Here is a 24,569-nt window from a genome sequence, read left to right as displayed (position 1 = left end):
TTTTTTTTGATAAAGTTTATCGCAATATTGCATTTAAACAATAAACAAAAGATCATGAAATTATCAGAAGTAAAACAAATTTTACCAACATTAGATAATGTTGAGTTTCAATTGGAAAATGGGGCTTTTGTACCAGAACATTTTCATGTTACAGAAGTTGGAATAATCACCAAACATTTTATCGATTGTGGCGGAGTAATTAGAGATGAGAAAGTTGTAAACTTTCAGCTTTGGAATGCCAACGATTTTGAACATCGTTTAAAACCTTCTAAACTATTACATATCATTCAATTATCTGAAGACAAGTTAAGCATTGAAGACTTAGAAATTGAAGTAGAATATCAAAACGAAACGATCGGGAAATATGATTTAGGATTTAATGGAAAAACATTTATTCTGAAAAATAAAACAACTGCCTGCTTGGCTCAAGATTCTTGCGGAATTCCTACTGAAAAGCAAAAGATAAATTTAATTCAATTGAATGATAGTGCCTCTTGCTGTACGCCAAACTCAGGATGCTGCTAAAATGAAAGCGAAAATTATTAAATACAAAAAACCTATTATCATAACTGCGTCAGTTATTTTACTACAGCTAATTTTTGGCTTTGAGCCAAAGTTCTGCATTATAAATATCATTTGGTTATTCGTTTAAATTATGAAAAAGAAAATATTAATCCTTTGCACGGGAAATAGTTGCAGAAGCCAAATTGCAGAAGGCTATATGAAACATTTTACAGGCAATAAAGCTGAGGTTTATAGTGCAGGAGTCGAAACTCATGGCGTTAATCCAAAAGCGATTGCAACAATGCTGGAAGATGGCATCGATATTTCAAATCACACATCAAATAATATTGATGAATATCGAAATATTGATTTTGACTACGTTATTACAGTTTGCGATAATGCTAAAGAGCGATGTCCATTTTTTCCAACAAAGGCTATTAAATTTCATTATAACTTTCCCGATCCAGCAAAAGCAACTGGAACGGATTCTGAAATTGCCAACGAGTTTAGAACTGTGCGCCAAATGATAAAGGATTATTGCGAAAACTTTGTCATAGAAAATTTTGCATAACAAAAAGCTTCAGAGAAATCTGGAGCTTTTTGTTATTTTAAAAGAGAGAGAGAATAAGAACAAAAAAAAGACTTTTAACTCTTATTATGTGCAAAAAATATAAAATAAACACAATACAACATGCTTATTTTTACTATTTTTGATTAAATAAGTTTTATTATGAAGATTTCAAGTATTATTCCAACAGAAAAAATTATTGAACGTTTGCATTATGAAAATCCATGGTGGGTTTCGAAGGCTGTACATTCAGCCTATCAAAAGATGCAAAAACGACTTTATTTTGATTTGTTTTTTCCATACGTTAAAGAGAAGGAAATTCGACGAGCAGTAGTACTTATGGGACCGCGTCGTGTTGGAAAAACTGTAATGATGTTTCATTCTATAGACCAATTGATTCAAGAAAAAATTAATCCGCAAAAAATCTTTTTTGTAGGTATCGACAATCCTCTATATTTGAATCTTAGCTTAGAAGACATATTACTTCTCTGTAAAAATGCCGTAAAATTAGAAAGTTTAGATGGCTGTTATGTTTTTTTCGACGAAGTACAATACTTAAAAGACTGGGAAAGACACTTAAAGGTTCTTGTTGATTCATATCCTGATACCAAATTTATTGTTTCAGGTTCGGCAGCAGCAGCTTTAAGATGGCATAGCACTGAAAGTGGAGCAGGAAGATTTACTGATTTTATGCTTCCTCCATTAACCTTTCAGGAGTATATTCACTTGAAAAACATGAACCATTTGACAAAAGATGGTGAAATTGATTATGGCAATCGCAAAATTTCTTATACTTTGACACATGACATTAAAGCTCTAAATAAAGAATTTATTAATTATTTAAATTTTGGCGGTTACCCTGAAGTTGTTTTGTCCGAAAAAATACAAAGTGATATGGGAAGATACGTAAAAAATGATATTGTAGACAAAGTTCTTTTGCGAGATTTACCAAGTCTCTATGGAATTAAAGATGTACAGGAATTAAATCGCTTTTTTACTTACATCGCATATAATACAGGTAATGAATTTTCATTTGAAACAATGTCTAAGGAAAGCGGTATAAATAAAGAAACCTTAAAGAATTATTTAAAATATTTAGAATCTGCATTTTTAATTAAAGTATTAAACAAAGTTGATATTAATGCTAAACGATTGAAAAGGATAACTAGTTTTAAAGTTTATCTAACTAATCCATCTTTAAGAACGGCATTATTTTCTCCTATATCTGAAACAGATAGTGAAATGGGAAATATGGTTGAAACAGCTATTTTGTCTCAATGGATGCACAGAGAAAATTTAGACCTAACTTATGCCAGATGGAAAGATAAAAAAGAAGGAGAAGTAGATTTAGTACTTTTAGATGATCGAAAATTTAAACCGCTTTGGGCACTTGAGATCAAATGGAGTAATCGTTATTTTGATAAACCACAAGAATTAAATAGTCTTATACAATTTTGTAAGGCTAATGATTTCAAAAGCGCATTAATTACCTCTCTTGATAAAGATGGGATAAAAGAAATTAGTGATTTGCGCTTTACTTTTGTGCCATCAGCTTTATATGCATTTAATATTGGCGAGAATACTTTGAAAATGAAAAATACATCATTTTAAACATAATAAGAAAAGCTCTAGATTTCTAAGGAGCTTTTTTCATTCTGCCTCATTCCTTAACCAGCACTTCATTAATAACATCCAAAAGTTCCATTTCATCAATAGGAAATAAATGAAGTGCTTGTTCTAAAACCAACCCAACATCTATTGAAGATTTATTATTTGTATCGTTTTCTAATGCCATAATACACAATTTTAGCATACTGGTAATGACACAACCCAATTCTGAATAATTTAAAACTTTGATTTCGGCATTGTAATTTTTATCTGCTGGTTTTAGAATATTTAAATATTGAGCTGATAGTCTTTTAATGTATTCTAGGTCTTTTAATTCTTTAATATCCATATTATTATTTGTTTCATTTTCAATAATTCAAATATCTTAATATGGCTTCATAAATCGGTTATCTTATATGATAACAATACTTAATATTCCGTTAGGAATATTTCGTCGGTAGAAAAAAATGATTATTTAGCGCTATGTCTTGTAGGGACATCTGATTTTAGGAAAATAAAAAAACGTTCAATTAATCAAACGTTCCTACGGAACGTATATCTATAATTCATATTTAATTCTACCGACGAAACATTCTTACGGAATGAATAGCTACAAAAATCTTGTGTATATTTTTAAACACAATCGCATCAGATATTAAAACCAAAAATGCGTAAGACCAAAGCTCTTACGCACTTTCTTGATGAAACATTATAAAAAACGCCGTTTATCAACCTAAGAATGAAACTCTAAAATTGAGTACAAAATAGGATGTTGGATAATATTTACCTCGGTTAAGACTGTTTTTAAAAACTATTTATCGTCTTCTTCCGCCGCCTCCACCACCGAAGCCTCCGCCGCCCATACCGCGAGAACCACCACCCATTTGTCCAGCACTTGCTCTTGACGAAGAACCTCCTCTATTAAAATTGGAGTTTGAAGAACTTCCTCTATTAAGATTTGAAGTACCTGCACTTGGTGATGAGCTCTGGCGCGTTCTTCCTGACGCATTGGTATTTCTAGCGCGATCGGATGTTCCTGCTGAAGGACGTGTACTTGCAGATGCTCCTCCTCGATTATTGTTGTATCTATTATTGGCCGTATTATTTCGTACGGTATTAGATCTCATTTTGTTATTGTTGTAATTATTAAAATTGTTTCTGTTATTAATATATACATTGTTTCCGCCGTGGTAATGCCCACCGTGATAACCATGATGATGGTAATAATGGTTATGACGATAAATACCTACTGCCATTACTGTAAAAGCAGCAAAGTACGGAGGGTAAAATCCGTAATAGTAAGGTGGATAATATGGCACATAAGCTGGTGAATATACATACTGTACGATTGGTACAGTTTCTACCACAACTGCTGTTACGGCTGGTGTTGTGGTAACAGGATCATTTCCTGTATAGGCAGGATTTGCTGTTTTTGCAGGTTCTGATTTTGATACGGGTTCAATAACATAATCTTTACCGTATAAGAGTTCATCACCCACAATCTGCATTTTTACTTTTCCGTTTTTGTCTTTATCGACTAAAATAACGGCAACGTCCTGATTCTCTGATTTGCTTACTGCAACTTGAAGAACAAAAGTAAACGAGTTGCCATTTTTCTTGGTATTTACTTTTATGAAGTCTACTTTTTTATCCAGATTCAAATCCAGATTATTGATTCCTGTTTTCTCCAGATTCAGGTTTTTCTCAAATTCCTCAATGGTTTTTGATTTCTGAAACAGCGTCATTACAGCATACAAATCCAAATTATCTCCAGGAAGTCCAAGTTCTTTAACATCATTTTCAGACTGGCAAAAAATCAGCTGGGTAAACAAGAGCATTGTTATGGTCAAATATTTTGTGAATTTCTTTATCATAGTAAGAGTATAAAATATTAATAAGATGAGTAGAAAAGCTTCTTTCTATACTTTCTACTCTTTACCCAGAAATTGTCTAATGTTTTTTGGCTTGATCCAATTCACCAATAAAAGGAATAGCGTTTTGAATTTCAGATCGAATAGTTACTTGCAAGTACAATTCTAACTGCACAAATTTGGCAGCGTTGATTCCGCCAATTGCTTTAGCCAATTTCGAATGTGTTTTGGCAAGTAATTTTTCAGAATCCTGATTGTATTTTAAATTTGCGTTTGTCAATTCTGTAGCCTTAGCATCGCTAAGAGTCGAATAATTCTGAGCATAATCTTCTAAAATCTTAATTTTCTGCTGACTTAAAGATTTGCGTTGTGATTCGTAACTGTCATAAATTGGCTGAAATGCTGCATATTGTGTCTCAGATAAACCCAAATATTCTTTAACAACATCTGATTTAGATTTTCCATAAAGGTCTTGGATCAATTTGATTTCATCTGTAGAACCCTGTGCTGAAGCATTCAACCCCAAAACCATCATAAGTATAAATAGTATATTTTTCATAATTTTTAATTTATTCGTTTTAATTATTTGCTAAAGTCATAGCTAAAAAGTATTGGATGTTATTTTATTCCGTCAATCCATCAGAAGCGCTCATATCTCTCAAGCACACATATTTACCATCTCTTTTTTCGAAAAGGCTCATATAATTTCCTGTATTGATTGGAGTGTTTGTTGAATCAGTTACTTTGTAATAACCAACTTCTACAACCATTTTTCCGTCATTAGAGACAAAAACTTCTTTGGTTTCAAATGAAATCACATTGGTATTATTTGCTAAATCTGATTTTAAAAACTCTGTTCTGGCTTCTTTACCAATAATTGGCGGTCTGTTTTGATAAAAAGTTATAGCATCTTCTGCGTAATACCCTATCTCTTTTAACTGACCTGCGTTATATGTTGCAGCATATTCGTTTTCTTTTTCCTGAATTTCTTTCTTGACCTGTTTCAAGTCAATCGCAACATTTTCATCCTTTTTTGTATTGCAGGAAACCATTAAAACACAGAATCCCGCGAGAATCACTCTTGTAACTATTTTATTTTTCATATATATTTAATTTTCAAGTTGATATAAGATTATTTAATTTTACAAACGGGTCCAAAAATAGGTTTGCAAATACAGGCATATTTTAGTTATTACTAATAATTCAATTCAACGTTGAGCATGCCAATTACTCCTTTTGATCCCACTTGTGTCGGATAACTTAAATATCCAACTGGCGCATGGCTTTCGTACATTACTTCTGGGTTTATGCGGAAAAATTTGGTTTTGAAAGGGAACCAATTAACTCCGCAGGTTACTTCCCACGGTTTTCCGTAATCTCCGTTTATATAAGAATAAGTACCGTATGCCTGCAGTTTTTTATCAATAAGCATCGCAGAACCTTGAAGCGTAAAACCTGAATCAAAAAGTTTGGTTACAGGAATAGGGCCTGTTGTTTCAAAATCTGACAACCAGCGCATAAATACTTCTGCATCGAAAGAATAACCATTATATTTTACGCCAGTATTTATCGCTGTCATTTGATATTTGGCATTGATTACCTGAGTATTTGGCGCAAAAGCATTTAAAGAAAAAATACCAGTACCATCAGATAATCTAATTTGAGAGTTTTCTGGTGCATCTGTGTCAGGTTGAGACTGGCGGTTCTCAGTGCTTCGTGTATAAGCTCCTCCTAAAATTGTAGCTGGTTTAGCATGTTTTTCGTAATCGCCATAAGTTGGTATTCTTCCAAAATTATTGGTTGTCCACCAAATTGCGCCACTCCAAGTATCCATTTTATTATCTAGCTGTCCAGCATCTACACCTAACTGGCTAAGGTTGTTACCTAGCATAGCTTTGTAAAAGACATTATCTGTAATTTGTCCTTGTGCGTAAATACCTGTTGTAAAAGAACCTCTGAAGTATTCGTCGGCAATTGGTCTGGCATCTGATCTGAGCCACTCGGGCCATTGACCCAAAATAGAACGAACAGATGGCAAACCATTTATACCAATTCCTAACTCAAAATATTTATTAAACTTATATTGTAAATTCCCCGCTACTACAATTTGTGCACCTTGTCCTAAAGTTGCATTTGAAGTCCAGACGAAAACAGTATATCTTATTTTTGGGTCGGCAACCCAGCCTCTAAAATAAAGGTTCGATTTTTGAAACTGAAGATCTTGCCTTCTATCAATAGAAATAACATCTCCGTTATGATTGGTATAGCTGTCATCTATACCCATTTGATTTAAATATCGAACTAAAACATAAAAAGAAAGAGTCATTGAACCATATTTACCATCTGCCAGCTTAAAGCCACTTCCTCCGCGATGTCCTTCGTCAGATTCTTTAACAGTGATACTGTCGGGCATTGTGGTATTCATAATTTGACCCCATGAAAATTGGCTTATTAATAGCAAAAGAAGATATCTTAATTTCATAAAAATGGCTTTATTAATTTAAATACTGCCTTAACAAATAAAAATTACTGTTTAACATTGGCTGTCTCCCAGGCACGTACTTTTTGGCGTGCATTATCAAAAAGCTTGATGTAATTCTGCTTTCTTATTTTTTCACTTGTTTCAGGTTTAAGAGCTTTCCAAAGCGGCTGATATTTTTCGTAAACAGCCAAATAAAATTTTTGATCTGGTGGCGCAACTACATCTGTCCCGAATAAAAATCTGTCGGGATATTTATCCATTAATTCCGCACATTTCTTAATAATTTCTGGCGATGAAACGATGTATTTTGCAACCTCATCCCATGAAATATCAAAATAGACATTGGAATAAGCAGGATCATCCAATATGCTTGTTACAATATCGATATGATTTGGCGGTCTGTCTGTTGTAGAATCGTTTCCGTAACCTGCTGGATACACAATTCTTCCAAGTCCGATATGCGCCCAGATTATAGTTGTTTTTGAATGACGTTTGAGCAGATCCCGCATATCATTTAGATAAACGGGTTCTGTTTTTTGCTTTGCCATTGGCATATCCATATCATTATGAAGAATAACCACTAAACCCACTTTTCCTGCAAAATCCAAAATACTGTCTAAAGCCGGATTGGTTAAACTGGCTACTTCTCCAGCAACTTTTGCAGACACAAATTCTTTATGTATCGAAAATTCTCCAATTCCTGTAAAAACCCCTGGAAAGGTTCGCAGTACGCGTTCAATATGTTTGTAAGCATACATATCTGACGGATTAAATCCTGTAATCATAGGATCTAATCTTGCCTGCTTCTCTTTACTAAGCGATTTATACTGCATGGCAATAAAGGCATCGGTAAAAGAATAGTAATACAAAGGTGCATCTGTCTGTAAATAATATGTCGGACTGTAATTACCCGAATTTTGATACGACCATTGCTGCTGCAACGGAATTCCAAATAAAGTAGACCGCCCAGCTTTATTTCCCATTATTTCTAAGAACCTATCAGCAGATATTCCTTCTTGAATGTAATTGGTTAGATGAAAATGGCTGTCATTAAATAAATACTCCTCTTTTTGTGCTTTTTTTTGTCCAAATAAAACAACAGACTGTATGCATAAAAGAAACAGTATTGACTTCAGTTTTATTTTTTTCTGCATACTTTCTAGAGCTTATGTTCAACTTAATTTATCACTTTTAAAATCTTAAAAAGTTTACTTTTTAGGTGTAACAATAAAAGGGTTTACACCAAGCTCTTTTGCTATATCAAAAATAGCTTTTTGGGCTTTTACGCTATTTCCTGCCGCATTAAGCGGAGGCGAAATAACCGCAATTCCGAATTTGCCAGGACAAACCGCAATAAGACCTCCTCCTACGCCGCTTTTTGCTGGCAAGCCAACTGCATATAGCCATTGGCCAGAATCGTCATAAAGTCCTGCTGTAGACATAATTCCCATAGTAAAAGCACAAGTTTCTGGCGAAACCACTTTTTCTTTTGTAACTGGATTTACACCTCCGTTTGCCAAAGTCGATGCCATAACTGCAAGCTCTTTTGCATTAACATTTATAGCGCATTGTTTTGTATAAATATCTGTAGATTGAACGGGATCAAAATACATACGTCCGTATGCTAACAATAAATGTGCAATTGCCTGATTTCGCAAATTATCTCCAGCTTCGCTTATGTAAACTGGCTTATTTAATAGCAGTTTAGTTCCAGCAAAAGCATTATGCGTATCTAGAATATTTTTCCATTTGGCAACAGAATCATTTCCTTTTACCAAACTCACTGCGGCAATTGCTCCTGGATTTACCAAAGGATTGATTTCTTTTCCTTTTTGGAGTTCAACTGCAACGATAGAATTGAAACGAAGACCCGTTGCATCAACTCCAATTTTTTCTGCTACAGCTCTTGGACCTTGTTCTTCGATAAGTCGTGCCAGTGTAAAAACTTTCGATATAGATTGGATTGATACACGCTGGCCTAAATCTCCTTTACTGTACACTTTACCATCGGTAGTTACAATGGCAATTCCAAAAATATTCGGATCAACATTGGCTAATTCCTTTATGTAATCTGCATTTTTACCTTCTTGCAGATTTTTGTATTTGTCGTATGCATGATCGATCGCAGCTTGATAAGATAATTCTTTTTGAGCAATTGCTTTAAACAATGGATTAACCAGCATCAATATTATCAGAATTATAAATCTAAGATTTGTTTTCATTTTGCCTTGTTTAAATTGGTTTATGGTTTACTTTCAATTGAGAATAACTTAATCGGAAATAGATTTTTAAAATATTTAGTATTCTTCAAATATTTTTTGAAGTTCAGCTAGACTTCTCTGTTTAAGTAATGCAACAGACAATAGAATTCTAGATTTCTGCGGATTTAGCCCGTATGAAGCAATAAGTCCAAGTTCATCATCATTACATTCCACATTACGTCCTACAATTCCTGTAGCAACACGTGTGCTTCTTACCACGATAATTCCTTTTTTACTGGCTTTCGCACAAGCGTCAAGAGAAGCTTTGTTCATGTTTCCGTTCCCAACTCCAGCAATTACGATTCCTTTTGCTCCACGTTCTATAGAAGCATCGATTAGATCCGGTTTCATATCTGCATCAGCATAAATGATATCTACACGAGGAAAAGAGCTTACACCTTTAACATCAAATTCTGAGGTTTTTCCAAATTTTTGATCAGGATAATGGAAGAAATCATTTACTCCGTAAGAAGTAGTTCCGATAAGTCCGCGAATTGGAGACATAAAAGTCTGTACGGCTGTTGTACTTACTTTTGTTAAAGATTGTGCCGAATGAATCCAGTCATTCATCACCAAAAGCACTCCGTGTCCTTTTGCTTTAGGATCTGCAGCAACCGCAATTGCATTGTAAAGATTTAAAGGTCCGTCTGCGCTAATAGCCGTTGAAGGGCGCATAGAACCAACCAAAACAACTGGCTTGTCTGTTTTTGCAACAAGATTTAAAAAATAAGCGGTTTCTTCCATTGTATCCGTTCCGTGTGTGATTACGAAACCATCTACATCTTTGCTAGAAGCTAATTCGTTAATTCTATTTGCAACTTTAAGCATGATTTCAAATGACATATCCTGAGAACCTACATTCGAAATTTGTTCTCCTTTAATATCTGCAAGTTTCATAGCATCTGGAACTGCATTTACCATTGCATCGATAGTTACTTGTCCAGAAGTATATCCAGATTGAACACCAGTTTTTGCTGATCCAGCAATAGTTCCGCCAGTTGCCAAAATAAGAACTTTAGGTTTTGCCTGTCCAAACATGCCGATGCTTAGTGAAAGCATTGCTATTAAAAATATTTTGCTGCAAAAATTTATATTTAATTTCATGATTATTTTGTTTTAAGATGATGATTATTTTTGCCCTGTTAAGCTTACTGGATCAAGAAGTTTTTTAATCTGATCTTCTGTCAACAGTTTCTTTTCACGAATAAGCTCCAAGATTCCTTTATTAGTCGAAAGTGCTTCTTTAGCTAATTCGGTAGTTTTTTCGTAACCCAGAATAGGATTAAGAGCCGTTACAATACCAACACTTCTGTCCATGTAATGCGCTAAAATGTCTTTATTAACCGTGATACCATCAATACAATTTTTTCTAAACAATGGCATTGCTTTAAAAAACAATCCCTGTGATTCCATCATGGCAATAGCTTCAACAGGTTCAAAAGCATTTAATTGCAATAAACCAGAATGTGCCGCAAGAGTTACCGTAAGATCGTTACCCATTACTTTAAAACATAACTGATTCATAAGTTCTGGCATTACTGGATTTACTTTCCCTGGCATAATAGAAGATCCCGGCTGAAGTGCAGGAAGATTAATTTCGAAAAGGCCAGTACGAGGACCTGAAGCTAAGATTATCAAATCACTGCTTATTTTTGATAATGCAACTGCCATACTTTTAAGTGTAGATGAATACATAACAAATCCTTGCTGACTCGTAGTTGCGGCAATAAGATCTTTACTCATTACAATTGGTTTTCCAGTAATTTTTGCAAGATGTGTCGCTACTTTTTCAGCATATCCTGGAGAAGCAGTAATTCCCGTTCCAATAGCTGTAGCTCCCATATTTTGTTCGCATAAAAAAACTTCCGATTTTTTTAAAGCATCAATCTCAGCATCAAGCTGATTACCAAAGGCATGAAACTCTTGTCCAACTGTCATTGGAACAGCATCCTGCCCTTCGGTTCTTCCCATTTTTATGATGTCTTTAAATTCATCTCCTTTTTTGTGGAATGCTTTCGCAAGAAGATCAGCTTCTTTGACCAATTTATCATTATGAAGCAATAATGCCACTTTTATAGCTGTTGGGTACACATCATTTGTAGATTGTCCCATATTTAAATCATCATGAGGCTCAATGTATTGATACTCTCCTTTTTTATGTCCACTAAGTTCCAATGCTATATTCGCTAGCACTTCATTGACATTCATATTAGCAGAAGTACCAGCTCCTCCTTGATACAAATCAACCAGAAACTGATCGTGATATTTTCCGTCAATTACTGCTTGACACGCTTTTTCTATAGCAGCAAGTCTGTCTTTTTTAAGTCGGCCAACATCTGCATTGGCACGCGCTGCGGCCAATTTAACCATTGCAAAAGCTCTTACATAGTCAGGATAGAATTGAGTTGTCATTCCGCTAATTTGGAAATTCTCTAATGCCCGAGCTGTTTGCACTCCATAATACGCATTTGCTGGAATCTGTTTTTCTCCTAAAAGATCTTTTTCAGTTCGGGTCTGAGCGTTTAGAGCACTTATAGACAATCCGAACAATACTAGATATTGTATAGTTTTATACATGTTTTCTTTTTTTTATGATTAAATAGCAGAAACTACTTTATTGATTTTTTCTATAGAATAACTCTGAGAAGTTGTATTTAAAAGAAAACTGTAGTTTACTAATGGAAGTATTCCATCCGTCGTTGAAATTTTCGCGGTCACCCCACTGAAATTCAACTCCTACCATACAATTTTTCACAGGAGTATATAAAAGATTTACCAGAGCATATTGTCCCTTTTTAAAAGCGTCGTCTTCTTGTCCGTCTGTGTTATCGATATCAATCATCGAATATCCTAGCGAAGTACTAAACTTATCACTCCAAGTGTGATCTAAAAAGGCTACAACCCCAATTAAAGGAAGCGCAACACCTTTTACGGGAGTTACAGGATTATTAGGATTGGTTTCAATAGCGACATCTACTGGCGCATCATTCATGTAGTTTTGTATTCCTTCACCGTACACAACTTGTCCTCTAAAAACATCACTTTTTCCAAAATTGATATTGGTACTTAAATTAAGTCCCCATCCTACTGCATCTCCAGACAAATCAAATTGGTCATTATTTTGATCTTTCCATTCAATTTTTCTTACTATACCAGCCAACTCAATATAGCCCCACTTTGTTCCTAGATGATATTCTGCTGAAAGGTCTGGCAACGGAAATCTTGCTTTTACTCCTTGCAATTCCACACGATTTGCATAATCTCCTTGATCGGCACTTGCTCCAGGTCTTTCTAATGCAATTGTTAAACGGGTATCTCCTTGGATAGGCATATACCGTATTTGAATATTACGGAAAAACACCATTCCAGTTGGCCCCCAATACTCTAATGAATTTGGAAATACTCCAATATCCATAAAGGGGCTCCAAGTCTGTCCTGCCCCAAATTTTCCTAATTCAGCATAGGCATGACGCAAACGAAAAGTAGTCTGACCAGCATCTACTCCTGTTCCGAACAACTCAAATTCGAATTGTGTTTTTAATTCTCCAAGTCCTGTATCAAAATAATTTTTAAAACCTAATCTAGTCTGACGTACAGAAGCGTAGTAATTACCATCTGGTCCGTACTCATTTTCAAAAGAAGGCAGTTTAGTCGGCCTTACCACATCATACCAATCTGATTGAATTTGATTAAAATTATAACCAATATCAGTCATAATAAATCCATAGATTTCCATACTTTTTTTAGCGCTATCATCTTGAGCTTGCACAAGATTTGCTATAAGAAAACAAATTATAATGGCACGATACCTGATCTTTACCATTAATAAAAATTTTTTTTTCATAATGATTATAGTTTGTTTGTTGTGGGTTTACTATTCATTCCGTTTTTTACAATATGGGTTTAAAATAAAAGACACTTTATTTTTAAAAAAATCTGTATTCTCAATTATTGGTTTTTAATGCCGAAAAGTCTTCTTCATTTTTGTGAAAATTTCTTGTATAGAGACAAAAAATTCCATCAGGTTTCACATTGGGTAATCATTTTTCATCAAAAAAGACAAAAAAATAAACGCTTTTCACTGATAATCAAACAAATATAATCAATGCCTGCCGACGATTAGAGTTAATAACCGTTACATTTAACCGTTAAAATATCAGATTAATAATACTAACATGTTAAAAATTTTCATAAATTTATAACGCCATAAGCATTTGGTCTTTAACATTTTATACGCCGCAGTGAGTTTTTTTTGACATTAATAATTTTCTAATAATTTATTATGGAGTCTATAAAAAAAATCCCCCCGGATAAAATTTATAATGAGCTGGAAAATGTTTTAAAGTTTTATTCTTTTAAGAACTCAACTCTTTTAAGTAATTTTCTGCGCTATATTGTCACAGAGACTATCGATGAAAGACAGCAGTTTATTAAAGAATACTCTATAGCTGTAAATGCTTTAAGCAGACCTTCCCATTTTAATCCGCATGATGACGCCATGGTTCGCATTCATGCAGGACGATTAAGAAAATTACTTTCGGAATATTATTCTTCTGACGGAAAAGACAATTCGGTTATCATTAATGTGCCAAAAGGCGGTTATGTTCCAGAGTTTATTCATAATAATAAAATGAGACATACTGATCTCCCTGTCAGTACTAGTAAAACCAGTCCTTTGATTACCGTTTTTCCTTTTAAAACAATGGCCCACCGACCAGATTTAGAAGCCTTTTCGCAGATTCTTTCCGAAGAAATCAGTGCAGAACTTTCCCGTTTTCAGGATATATCTGTTATTGGACATTTTTCTCCTGGGGCTATTTCAAAAATTAATGAAAACATTTTAGAAGCGGCCAATCTGATTGGAGCAGATTTTATTATTACAGGGCATATTCAAATTGTCGATAACAAACTTCACATAAGGATCAGTCTTATAAGCTCATCTTCAGGAAAATTCATTTCGACAAAAGTATTTACTCCCACTACTATTGATGATGGGATTAGAATTCAAAATGAAATTGTAAAAGACATTGTTTCTACCATGGGCGGTTACTATGGTACTATTTTTAAAGAAATGGTAAAGACTTCTCCATCTAAAATATCAAACAACTCTAGCATTTTAAAAGCAATATGCAGCTATCATGAATACCAATGTTCCTATTCTATAGAAAATTATGCTACTGCTCTTTCTAATTTAACTGAAGCCGTAGAATTAGACCCAAACCATTCAATAGCCTGGGCAATGCTAGGCGAAATGCATTTAGCTTCTATTGCACTAGGATTAGACAATTGCAAAAAAACAATCGAGAAAAGCAGTCATTGTATCACAAAAGCCTTAAATATTGATCCTAATTGCCAGCAAGCTTGGTATGCACAAGCTCTCTTGCATTGTTTTAGAAAAGATCAAGACAACTGTCTTTATGCCGCAGAGCAATGCATAAAAATGAATTCTAATTCTTCTGGTATTGCTTCAGGAATAGGCTGTATACTGATTTTTGCAGGTTATTTTGAAAAAGGCTTTAATTTATTAGAAAATGCCACCCACATGAATCCTGCACATCCATGGTGGATTAGCGTTGGATATTGTTACTATTACATTCACAAAAAAGAGTATCAAAAGTCTTTATACTGGGCAGAAAAAATGGATTTTGACGAGACCATTTGGGATCCTTTGCTCAAAGCCGTTTCTCTGTCTCTGCTGAGTGAAGAAACTGCTGCGAAAGTACATTTAAACAACCTTATAAAACTACAGCCTTTAATTGCAACCGAAATAAAAGAAATACTATCTAGTTTTATGTTTTCTGAAGAAATTGTTTTTAGAATCATAAACAGCTTAAAAAGAATCGGATTAAAAGATGACTTTTGATTCTTATATAAATTGAGTTCAAAAAAAAAATACGCAAAGCGAAATAATAAAGCTTTGCGTATATTTATTTATAAGTTTAGTGAATTGTTTAATATAACTCATCACAAAAAGAACTCTGAATTTTACTAACATTCAAAAAATCAGAAAAATATATTGTACAAAATGTTTGGCATACTCACAAAGAAATGCCAGAAACTATAATAGAAAAGATTACAGCGTTTATTACCTGTTGTAATTAAGCCATTTTCTTTGCTAATCGTTTTTTCTTTTCCAATAATCTAAGATGATTTTCGGCACATAGAATTTTCTCTGTTGTACCATTTTTTTGAATTTCAATCAGATAATGAAAATCTCTTTCTTTTGAAGTAGATTTTATGATCAGCCCCTTTTTAAAATCCATTTTTCTTTCGATAACGGTCGCTTCATAAGATCTCCCACTCAATGCAGTGTAGGATACATCTTGTCCTTTTACAAATTTCATCGTTTTAGCCGTTTGTTCTTAATATTTGCTAACACTATAAAGTCAAAAAACTAATCTTAAGGGGATTGATTCGTTTTTTTCCTTCTTCGGCGAATGTATAAATATCCAACAATTTACACCCCCGTATTTATACCTGTTTTCACATTAAGGTTTCGTTAAATTTTTAATGCAAAAAATAGACTTTAACCCATTCAATAAGTAAAATCAGACAAAACTAATTTCATTCAGATCATTGTTATTTGCTTTTCTTAAGCGCATCCAGCAATTCAATCATATCAATCACTGCATAAGTTGAACAATAATCGGATACGGCATAAGGAAGAATCAAACTATTGTTATGAATAATTGCTCCGCAAGAATACACCACATTTGGCACATAACCTTCACGCTCGTCTTCCATTGGCGAAAGCAATGGCTCTGTAAGCCTTCCAATTTCTTTTGACGGATCATCAAGATCAAACAATGACGCACCAATACAATAACGTCTCATTGTTCCTACTCCATGTGTAATTACAAGCCATCCTTCTTCGGTCCAAAGTGGAGAACCGCAATTTCCTATTTGGGTTAATTCCCAAGTAAATTTTGGTTCTTGCAACAAAATAGGCGTGTTCCATTGCGTCACTCGATCTGAGTACATAATATAATTATTAACGCCATCAATTCGCGCAAGCATGGCATATTTTCCTTTTACTTTCCTAGGAAATAATGCCAGATTTTTATTCTGTGCACCTTCGCCATGAAGCGGCATTACTCTAAAACTATAAAAATCTTCGGTTGAGATTAATTTAGGCAGAATTGTATGTCCGTTATAAGCCGTATAAGTTGCCATAACACGACTCGAACCGTTATCATCTGTAAAACGTACAAAACGAGCATCTTCTATTCCGCGACTTTCAGAATCAGAAATCGGGAATATGACGCGTTCTGTTATATCTGAATCATGTTTAAATTGTAGATCGTAAAAAGAATTCGCAAGCCATAAAATCTCTTCCAGCGCTACCTTTCTTTCTTCTCGAATTAAAGGATCGCTTAAAGCCTCAACCAGCATGTTTTTTAGAATGGCAAATTCAAACTCTTCAGGTAGATCCTGCATAATCTGGACAATATATTTATCCGCCGTATGCATTTCGTACAATTTCGTTAAAAATCGTTCTTTATTAAATAAGGTTTTATGTTCAATTTCTGCTTTATCAATATGATTTCCAATCTTCATTATATGCAGATTATTTTCACGGTCTAAAATTGCTCTTCTAAAAACAATTGACGAAATATGACCTTCACCTGTAGCACGAAAAGAAATAATAACACGTTTTTCTCCTGCTTCGAGTCCTGTCTGATCAAAATCTTCTACTATTGAAGGATTAAAAATCGCCGCAGATTCAATCGCATATTCCATTGTACAATAAGACCCAATCAGCATTTTGCGGTCGAGAGACAACGTTTCATAATTGATTTTCATTTCTTCAATTATAGGCCTTATTCTTTCGCAGTGTCTAAAGAAAACTGTCGAAATATTACGGTGTCTTCGAGCAAATTCACGAAGTGTCTGCTCTAAAGTTTGCAAGACTTGCTTTTCGTCCAACAACATTATACGAAGTACCATTTGCTGGGTTCTTTCTTGCCCATTCATAAAATATCGGGCAACAACTCTTCTTGAATCTGGTAAAAGTTTTATATTTTTTCGAACAACGGATACTCGCATAACTGGAAATTTTGTGACTACAACATTTAGGAATCTTTTATTACACAACAAGTTAGTGAATTTTGTTAAAGAAAAAAACTTAATTTTTATTAAAACTTAAAATTTACGTTTAATTACACCTCTTTTATTGGGGTAATTTCATCAAAAGTTTTTTCATAATTTCGTCTTGTACACTAACCAAAAGCAATGAAGAATAATGTTAAATTTTTGAGGGAAGAAAAAAACCTGACTCAAAATGAGCTTGCCGAAAAATCTGGTCTTTCATTACGAACGATTCAGAGAATTGAGGCTGGAAATATTCTTAAAGGTTTTACTTTAAAAACAATTGCCGAAGCTCTAGAAACTGATTCCGAAAATCTGATTATCAAAAAGGAAAATATCGAAATCGAAAGGGCTAAAATCATTAATCTTTCTGTTTTGTCAGGATTGATCATTCCGTTTGGAAGCATCATTTTTCCTTTAATTTTAACTTATAAAACCAAAGATTCAATAAACAAAGAATTAGGAAAACAAATCGTAAGTGTTCAAATTGTTTTGAGTCTTGTTCTTTCTATTTTGATGATTGCTAGTCCGTTTCTTCAGAATGCAATTACATTAAAATTTCCGCTTTTTATCGTTCCTTTAATTGCATTTCTTTGCTTAAAACTCTTGATAGTAATCTTAAACGGAATCAGTTTAAACCAAAAACAAGAATTAGTTATAAAACTGAAAAACAACTTCTTATAATTCAATTCATAAAATTGACGTAAAACTGTCGTATTGTTTTTGCACGAAAATCGGAAACGAAATCGGAATCTTGCAGAAAAAATAAACCATGAAATTATTTAAGAAAATTGCAGTCGGGTTTTTAGCCTTTATCGTTTTATTCTTGTTGGGAGGATATTTTTATTTTCAGAAGAAATTCACTCCGTCAGAAAACTATTTGAAAGTTTCTGGGATTGCAGAAAATATTCCAATTAAATGGATTTCAAGTATTGAAAATGCTCATTCTGCGTTGCTTTTGCCCATAAAAATTGACGGAATAAATAAAACCTTTTACATGCAATTTGATTCAGGTTCGCCAACTACTGTTTTCTATAAAAAATCATTAGAATCAATTGCCGAACAATTTAAAAATCAAATTAAAATCGATCTTGAAAACAATCAGACTTCGACCAATTTTACAATGGGAAAAATGAATGTTTCTTCGAATATTTTTGAAGTTTTGAATTATGGCGAAAAAGTCAGTTTTGAGGATTCAAAAGCTGAAAATATCATTGGAACAGTCGGAACAGATTTATTAGAAAAACGAATTACTGTTTTAGATTTCAAAAACAATCAATGTTCTTTTACTGAAAAAATTAAAGAAGATGATTTTACTGATTTTGAATTCAAAAAAAGAAAAATTCTTATTCCTTCAATCATCGAAAATAAAAAACTAAAACTCCTATATGATTCTGGAACCAGTGGTTATGAATTAATTACAACGAAAGAAATCTGGCAAAAATACCGAATCCAGAATAGCGTTATAAAAACCGAAAAAGGAAATTCGTGGGGAAATACGCTGAGTGTTTATTCCGCTTCCGCGAAAAAGAAAATACAATTTCAAAAAGTACTATTAAACCTTTCTGAAGTTACTTACATTGAAGGCACATCGGATCTTCAAAAATTTTTAATGAAACGTTCTGGAATGCAAGGAATGATTGGCAACAAACTATTCCTGAACCACAAACTGATTCTGGATTGCAAAAACGAAAAATTTAAATTGGAATAAAAGTAAAATTCAGCAATAAAAAACGGTTTTTAAGAATTGATTTTAATGATGTTTTTAACGTTTTCAATGAAACTTTCCGTGTCTTTGATTTCTTTTTTTATCAATTGATGATGATCGGCCAAATCGTGCTGTTCCATCATATCTTTTTTTAAATATTTAATCATCGATTCCAGGCTTCGCGTATCATTTTGATTTTGTTTTTTTAATTCACGCTGTTTGCTTTCTAAGTATTTTAAAGTCTCTTTTAACTTTTGAACGTCTAATTTCCCCAAACTTTTATTCTTTAAAATTTAATAAAAAAAACAATGGCTAAAAATGCAGTAAGATTCAATATGCTCCAAAAACCAATACCATTTGAATTTACCTCATTCCCTGCCATTGTTATTTCTACATACGTTCAAATTGACCATTTGGATTTAAGAAAATTCATATTTTTTAAACAACTTTCAAAAAATGAAATCAAATAATTGAAATACAATTACTTACAATCAAAAACAACTCCAAAATATTTTCAAGTTTTTCTAAAACAGAAAAGAATGAATGCGATTACAAAGCATCTTGACTATTAAAAACACAACTTTCAGAACATCAAAACATTACCAACAAGGATCTAAAATTGTGAATATCTATTTGAAGATTTAACTATTTATTTTCCAGTAAAATTTATCTTTGGCATCCTTAAAATTTAAAAAGAGATGAGCGCAACTTGGTACGAATGCAAAGTAAAATATAGAAAAACAGATGAAACTGGAGGACAAAAAGTTTTAACCGAACCTTATTTGGTTGACGCTTTGTCTTATACAGAAGCAGAAAAAAGAATGACCGAAGAAATGGCCGCTTATACCAGTGAAGAATTTAAAATCACAGCTATAAAAGTGGCAAATTATGCTGAAATTCATCCTTTTGAAAATGCGGACAGATGGTTTAAATCTAAAATCACCTTAATTGCTTATGATGAAGAAAGTGGGAAAGAAAGAAAAACAAGCATGTATATGCTAGTTCAGGCAAATGATGTTCGCGAAGCTTTTGACAACACTCTTCACGTAATGAAAAATACAATGGGAGAATATTCTATTCCAGCGATTTCAGAAACAGCAATTATGGATGTTTTTCCTTATTTCAGCGGTGAAGAAGGCGAAACAGAAATGCTGGAAAGATTCAATACTTTGAAAGCTTCTAAACCAGAAAAACCTGAGGCAGAAATTATCGATCACATGGAATTTGAAACTGCGGAAGAATAATATTCAACAATTTATAATATTTGAAAAGCTCTAGAATCGTTCTAGGGCTTTTTTTATGGACTAAAATTTTACGAATTGATTTCTATAAATATTTTCGTGGCAATGAAACTGCTTTTACTTTCCTAAAATTCATCTTTTTAACTTTAATTCAAAATAAATAATATATTAGCTATAGATTACAACCTTAACCCAAAAGCAAAACCCAATGAACAAAAAGAACCTGATTTTATTCGGATTTATAATTCTAAAATTCATTCTGCAATATGTTTTAATTAGCCCAGAATACGATTTACAGCGAGACGAATATCTGCATCTGGATCAAGGAAAGCATTTGGCTTGGGGATATTTATCGGTTCCGCCCGTTACTTCTTGGTTCTCACATTTAATTCTCTTTCTCGGAAATTCGGTGTTTTGGGTTAAATTCTTCCCTGCTCTATTTGGCGCTTTGACACTTTTGTTTGTCTGGAAAACAATCGAACTTTTAAAAGGAAATCTTTACGCTTTAATTCTTGGTTCATTATGCGTTTTATTTTCGTGTTTATTGCGCATTAATATGCTTTATCAGCCTAACTCCTTTGACCTTTTATGCTGGACTATTCTTTATTACCTTTTAATACAATATCTGAAATCTGAAGACACAAAATGGCTTTATTTTGGAGCCGTTATTTTCGCTTATGGCTTCTTGAACAAATACAATATCTTGTTTTTATTACTCGGATTAGTTCCTGCTATTTTGCTTTCTAAACAAAGAAAAATGTTCGCGCAGAAACAGTTTTATTTTGCTTTAATTCTAGGTTTAATTTTAATTTTTCCGAATCTTTTCTGGCAGTATCAAAACCATTTTCCAATTGTGCATCACATGAAAGAATTGGCAGAAACACAATTGGTTAATGTAGATCGAATTGGTTTTTTGAAAGAACAGATTCTCTTTTTCATCGGCGGATTATTAGTGATTTTCGCCGGACTTTATGCTGTTTTATTTTATAAACCTTTCAAAAACTACCAGCTCTTTTTTGCTTCTTTCTTTTTTACACTTTTAATTTTTATTTATTTCAAAGCAAAAGCTTATTATGCAATTGGTTTGTATCCAATTTACATTGCTTTTGGAGCGGTTTTTATTTCAGAAATTTTAAATGAAGGATGGAAACGTTTTCTAAAACCCGTTTTTATTTTAATTCCATTGCTGCTTTTCATTCCAATTTACAATATTGCTTTTCCAAACAAAAGCCCAGAATATATGGTTGCACATCCTGAGAAATACAAAAAACTAGGAATGCTGCGTTGGGAAGATGGAAAAGACCACCATCTGCCTCAAGATTTTGCCGATATGTTAGGTTGGAAAGAATTGGCTAGCAAAACTGATTCGCTTTATACTTTACTTCCAAATCAAAAAGAAACTATTGTCCTTTGTGATAATTATGGACAAGCTGGAGCAATTAATTATTATTCTAAAAAAGGAATAAAAGCGGTTTCTTTCAACGCCGATTATGTGAATTGGTTTGATTTGAATATTCAATATAAAAACCTAATTCGCGTAAAAGAATTTGACGAAAACAACGAAGAGCTTAAAGAAACTAGTCCGTATTTTGAATCAGCGGCTATTGGCGGTCGAATTGATAATCAATTTGCGAGAGAATACGGAACTACAATTTTTGTTTTTACAAATGCTAAAATCAATATCAACAAGCGATTAGAGCAGGAAATCAACGAAGAAAAAAACTACATCATAAATGACTGATTTCAAAAACATATCTTATTTAAAAACAGGAAATCAAAAACAAAAATCTGCATTTGAGCTTTTAACGAAAAATAAAATTTTAGAAAATCTCACTGATTTTGATCCAATTTTAGTTGGCACGATTCCAATAAATATTGATATTGAAAACAGCGATTTGGATATTATCTGTTGTTTCGAAAACAAACTTGATTTTATTGAAAGAATTAAACAATTGTTCGAAAAAGAAAGTCATTTTGTTATTCGAGAAATCGTAATTAACAATCAAGAATCAATCGTGGCAAACTTCATTATTGAGGGTTTTGAAGTAGAAATCTTTGGACAAAATATACCAACGAAACTTCAAAATAGTTACAAACACATGATTATTGAAGACAAAATTCTTCATTCTCGAGATGAAAACTTCAGATTAGAGGTCATTAAATTGAAAAAAAGCGGCATAAAAACCGAACCGGCATTTGGCTTGCTATTAGGCTTAAAAGGAAATGTTTACGAAGAATTACTAGCTTACAAAATCTGAAAAAAGGGATCGTTTTTTTAAATTATAAAAAATAAAGTACTAAAATTATTTGCATAACCGTATTTAGTATGTATCTTTGCACCCGAAACATCGCGGGATAGAGCAGTAGGCAGCTCGTCGGGCTCATAACCCGAAGGTCACAGGTTCGAGTCCTGTTCCCGCTACAGAGAATGACCCATCAAATTTTTGGTGGGTTTTTTGTTTTTTATTGCCTCTGTCAATGCCTGCAAACGTTTGGACTAATCCAAAAATCGAGTTTACTCTTCCAGTTAGATATTCCCTGTTTTCAGACCTAATTGACAATCCCTCAGGAAATACCAGATTCTGGATTCTTATCTTGCTGTCAATATCGCCTTCTTTCCAGTATTTATTGATGTTTGTAACTTTTTCTATTACTTTATCGATATGTCTGCCGTGGTTAGATATTTTTTTGCTGTTTGCCATAATCTGAAGTTCAATTTCTTTTAATTCCATATCAAATTGAAGCGAGTATCTATTGTATTTTTCATCTCCGAAATTCGGATTGTCAAAATAGCGTTTATCCAGATTTTCAATTTTGGTCTCCAAATCTTTTTTCTTCAAAAGCAGACCTTTCATTTCCTCCCTGCCTTCATTTTCCATGATATCAAAAAGCTTGTTCAGCTGAAGTTTGAAAGGCTCTACAAATTGAGAACTTAGCGTATATCTTGATAATAGCTTTTCAAAAGAATCATTCAATCCTTCCGCTTTTGAATATGGTGTTGTCAACGCGTTGAAACTTGCATTTCTGCATTTCTGGCACTTGTAGTAATGCGCATTCTTTTTTCTTACCACATAGCTTGTCAGAAGGCTACCGCATTCGCATCTTAAAAATCCTGTCAATGGTCTGAACTCATTGATCTTGCTTTTAGAATATTCTTTAACTGGAACTTTGCTTTCAGAAAGCATTCTGTCAACCTTTAGAAAATCTTCCTCGCTGACCAAACCTGTCCAGTTTCCTTTCACTGGCTCTTCAAGCAGTGCATTCACCGATATTCCGCAGTAAAAAGGATTGCGCCACATAGCACCGAGTGATTGTTTTGTAATATTTAAATTGAGCTTTGCGAGTTTCTCCCTGATTACATAATCCCTTTCTCCCGCAAGCTTCCATTTCCAAGCTTTCTTTAAAATTTCTCCCTCTAAATTGATAGTAATAGACTGCTTCTCCTGCATTAGAGCATAATCCCCAACCTTCTTCCCTCTCATTGTATAGCCTCTGGGTGCTTTGCCTAGCCAGTTTCCTGCTCTGAGCAGTGCTTTCATACCAGGAATTGTTTTTTCAAGCCTGTCCATGTTTTCCCTTCTGGCGTCTAAAAGCTTGCTGTAAATATCAAGTTTACTGTACTCGTCATTCGTGCAGAGACCCGAAGAAGTTTCAATTAAATGCACTCCGAGCTTATCCACAAGTTCATGAACAATGCTTATGGCGTTGCCTCCTGTTCTGGAAAACCTGCTGATAAATTTTATGGCGATTGCAAAAGGTTTCTGTTTTGCGCTTTTAACCTCTTCCAATAATCTTGTAAACTCTTTTCTGGTAAAATCGCCCGAAGCACTTTCATAAGTGCCTCCAAGCATATTTTTGAGCGTATAGCCGTTTTTGGAAGCAAACTGTATTATTTCTATGCGCTGTTCTTCAAGGCTGTTGTTTACTAACTGTAGTTTTGAGCTTACCCTTGTGTATCCCCAGATTTCTTTTACCTCAGCCCTTTGGGCTAATTTCTCTTTCTGAAATTTCTTAAAACTTTCAATCCCCATAATCTACATTTTAAAATTATATACAATCACTGCTAATTGAAATAAGCTTTCGATTATCTCATTCCCCTCCAATTCTGAAATTTCTTCAAAACCTCTGCACTTTCTTAATTCTTCAACTGTTAATTTTCCTTCATTTGTTTTAGTTTTTTCTTCTGCATCACAAATACCACTTTCTCCTTCACAGAATCTAACCCCTTGTTTTTCAAT

24 protein-coding genes and 1 tRNA gene are annotated in these 24,569 nt (G+C 33.6%); 10 read left to right on the top strand and 15 right to left on the bottom strand.

The features are described from left to right. The first annotated feature begins 54 nt into the window (after window positions 1-54). The 3 genes from DM444_RS00845 to DM444_RS00835 all read left to right on the top strand — a co-directional run bounded on the left by DM444_RS00845 (window position 55) and on the right by DM444_RS00835 (window position 2,683). A complete protein-coding gene (locus DM444_RS00845) occupies window positions 55-525 on the top strand; it encodes a DUF6428 family protein (protein WP_111283094.1) in 471 nt (156 codons plus the stop codon). A 130-nt stretch (window positions 526-655) separates the two neighbouring features. Then, window positions 656-1,075: an arsenate reductase ArsC gene (locus DM444_RS00840; RefSeq protein ID WP_111283092.1), complete on the top strand. Its 420-nt coding sequence runs from the start codon at window positions 656-658 to the stop codon at window positions 1,073-1,075. A 159-nt stretch (window positions 1,076-1,234) separates the two neighbouring features. Continuing rightward, on the top strand, window positions 1,235-2,683 hold the full coding sequence (locus tag DM444_RS00835) for an ATP-binding protein (protein ID WP_111283090.1): 1,449 nt from the start codon (window positions 1,235-1,237) through the stop codon (window positions 2,681-2,683). A gap of 49 nt (window positions 2,684-2,732) precedes the next feature. Here the strand turns inward: DM444_RS00835 and DM444_RS00830 are convergent, their stop codons facing one another. From DM444_RS00830 to DM444_RS00785, 10 genes are all read right to left on the bottom strand, one after another. After that, a complete protein-coding gene (locus DM444_RS00830; RefSeq protein WP_111283088.1) occupies window positions 2,733-3,029 on the bottom strand; it encodes a hypothetical protein in 297 nt (98 codons plus the stop codon). A 466-nt stretch (window positions 3,030-3,495) separates the two neighbouring features. Beyond that, complete coding sequence (locus DM444_RS00825; protein WP_239455550.1) at window positions 3,496-4,554, bottom strand: hypothetical protein; 1,059 nt, start codon at window positions 4,552-4,554, stop codon at window positions 3,496-3,498. 76 nt (window positions 4,555-4,630) lie between these two features. Further along, complete coding sequence (locus tag DM444_RS00820) at window positions 4,631-5,110, bottom strand: hypothetical protein (protein ID WP_111283086.1); 480 nt, start codon at window positions 5,108-5,110, stop codon at window positions 4,631-4,633. Window positions 5,111-5,174: 64 nt separating this feature from the next. Then, window positions 5,175-5,654, bottom strand: coding sequence for a YybH family protein (locus DM444_RS00815; RefSeq protein ID WP_111283084.1), 480 nt, complete (start codon window positions 5,652-5,654; stop codon window positions 5,175-5,177). Window positions 5,655-5,746: 92 nt separating this feature from the next. Further along, window positions 5,747-6,976 (bottom strand): hypothetical protein, encoded by a 1,230-nt coding sequence (locus DM444_RS00810; protein WP_111283082.1) that lies wholly within the window; start codon window positions 6,974-6,976, stop codon window positions 5,747-5,749. A gap of 101 nt (window positions 6,977-7,077) precedes the next feature. Continuing rightward, window positions 7,078-8,187, bottom strand: a complete 1,110-nt coding sequence (locus tag DM444_RS00805) for an amidohydrolase family protein (RefSeq protein WP_111283080.1) — start codon at window positions 8,185-8,187, stop codon at window positions 7,078-7,080. Window positions 8,188-8,241: 54 nt separating this feature from the next. Beyond that, window positions 8,242-9,255: a glutaminase A gene (gene glsA, locus DM444_RS00800; RefSeq protein ID WP_111283078.1), complete on the bottom strand. Its 1,014-nt coding sequence runs from the start codon at window positions 9,253-9,255 to the stop codon at window positions 8,242-8,244. A 75-nt stretch (window positions 9,256-9,330) separates the two neighbouring features. Beyond that, window positions 9,331-10,398 (bottom strand): type II asparaginase, encoded by a 1,068-nt coding sequence (locus DM444_RS00795; RefSeq protein ID WP_111283076.1) that lies wholly within the window; start codon window positions 10,396-10,398, stop codon window positions 9,331-9,333. 24 nt (window positions 10,399-10,422) lie between these two features. Then, a complete protein-coding gene (locus DM444_RS00790) occupies window positions 10,423-11,871 on the bottom strand; it encodes an aspartate ammonia-lyase (RefSeq protein WP_111283074.1) in 1,449 nt (482 codons plus the stop codon). Window positions 11,872-11,908: 37 nt separating this feature from the next. Next, window positions 11,909-13,138 (bottom strand): DcaP family trimeric outer membrane transporter, encoded by a 1,230-nt coding sequence (locus tag DM444_RS00785; RefSeq protein WP_239455548.1) that lies wholly within the window; start codon window positions 13,136-13,138, stop codon window positions 11,909-11,911. Window positions 13,139-13,576: 438 nt separating this feature from the next. On the opposite strand from DM444_RS00785, the gene DM444_RS00780 reads away from it, so the two are divergent. Beyond that, a complete protein-coding gene (locus DM444_RS00780; RefSeq protein WP_111283072.1) occupies window positions 13,577-15,157 on the top strand; it encodes a tetratricopeptide repeat protein in 1,581 nt (526 codons plus the stop codon). Window positions 15,158-15,392: 235 nt separating this feature from the next. Here the strand turns inward: DM444_RS00780 and DM444_RS00775 are convergent, their stop codons facing one another. Beyond that, window positions 15,393-15,638, bottom strand: a complete 246-nt coding sequence (locus DM444_RS00775; RefSeq protein WP_111283070.1) for a hypothetical protein — start codon at window positions 15,636-15,638, stop codon at window positions 15,393-15,395. A gap of 235 nt (window positions 15,639-15,873) precedes the next feature. Beyond that, on the bottom strand, window positions 15,874-17,340 hold the full coding sequence (locus DM444_RS00770) for a glycoside hydrolase family 130 protein (protein ID WP_111283068.1): 1,467 nt from the start codon (window positions 17,338-17,340) through the stop codon (window positions 15,874-15,876). Between the two features lie 186 nt (window positions 17,341-17,526). On the opposite strand from DM444_RS00770, the gene DM444_RS00765 reads away from it, so the two are divergent. Continuing rightward, window positions 17,527-18,066 (top strand): helix-turn-helix domain-containing protein, encoded by a 540-nt coding sequence (locus DM444_RS00765; RefSeq protein ID WP_111283066.1) that lies wholly within the window; start codon window positions 17,527-17,529, stop codon window positions 18,064-18,066. An 88-nt stretch (window positions 18,067-18,154) separates the two neighbouring features. After that, window positions 18,155-19,093 (top strand): hypothetical protein, encoded by a 939-nt coding sequence (locus DM444_RS00760; RefSeq protein WP_111283064.1) that lies wholly within the window; start codon window positions 18,155-18,157, stop codon window positions 19,091-19,093. A 29-nt stretch (window positions 19,094-19,122) separates the two neighbouring features. Here DM444_RS00760 and DM444_RS00755 read toward each other — a convergent pair whose 3' ends face one another. Further along, a complete protein-coding gene (locus DM444_RS00755) occupies window positions 19,123-19,365 on the bottom strand; it encodes a hypothetical protein (RefSeq protein WP_111283062.1) in 243 nt (80 codons plus the stop codon). Window positions 19,366-19,788: 423 nt separating this feature from the next. Between DM444_RS00755 and DM444_RS00750 the strand changes: the two genes are divergently transcribed. The 4 genes from DM444_RS00750 to DM444_RS00735 all read left to right on the top strand — a co-directional run bounded on the left by DM444_RS00750 (window position 19,789) and on the right by DM444_RS00735 (window position 22,753). Then, window positions 19,789-20,334: a DUF4494 domain-containing protein gene (locus DM444_RS00750; RefSeq protein WP_111283060.1), complete on the top strand. Its 546-nt coding sequence runs from the start codon at window positions 19,789-19,791 to the stop codon at window positions 20,332-20,334. 205 nt (window positions 20,335-20,539) lie between these two features. Further along, a complete protein-coding gene (locus DM444_RS00745) occupies window positions 20,540-22,072 on the top strand; it encodes a glycosyltransferase family 39 protein (protein WP_111283058.1) in 1,533 nt (510 codons plus the stop codon). Then, on the top strand, window positions 22,065-22,589 hold the full coding sequence (locus DM444_RS00740) for a DUF4269 domain-containing protein (protein ID WP_111283056.1): 525 nt from the start codon (window positions 22,065-22,067) through the stop codon (window positions 22,587-22,589). Before DM444_RS00745 ends, DM444_RS00740 begins: the two co-directional genes overlap by 8 nt. 91 nt (window positions 22,590-22,680) lie before the next feature. Further along, window positions 22,681-22,753: transfer RNA gene (locus DM444_RS00735), tRNA-Met, on the top strand. On the opposite strand, the gene DM444_RS24075 is transcribed toward DM444_RS00735, so the two are convergent. Together DM444_RS24075 and DM444_RS00725 are read right to left on the bottom strand one after the other, a co-directional pair. Next, window positions 22,713-24,362 (bottom strand): recombinase family protein, encoded by a 1,650-nt coding sequence (locus DM444_RS24075; RefSeq protein ID WP_111283134.1) that lies wholly within the window; start codon window positions 24,360-24,362, stop codon window positions 22,713-22,715. The genes DM444_RS00735 and DM444_RS24075 overlap by 41 nt on opposite strands. Before the next feature lie 3 nt (window positions 24,363-24,365). Continuing rightward, window positions 24,366-24,569: hypothetical protein (locus DM444_RS00725; protein WP_162614891.1), on the bottom strand; the 204-nt coding region annotated here is incomplete at its 5' end.

It is taken from the genome of Flavobacterium ginsenosidimutans, assembly GCF_003254625.1.
In the GTDB taxonomy this organism is placed as follows: Bacteria; Bacteroidota; Bacteroidia; order Flavobacteriales; family Flavobacteriaceae; genus Flavobacterium; species Flavobacterium ginsenosidimutans.
The sequence above is the reverse complement of the archived record's forward strand: the minus strand, read 5'-3'. Positions and strand labels throughout refer to the sequence as shown.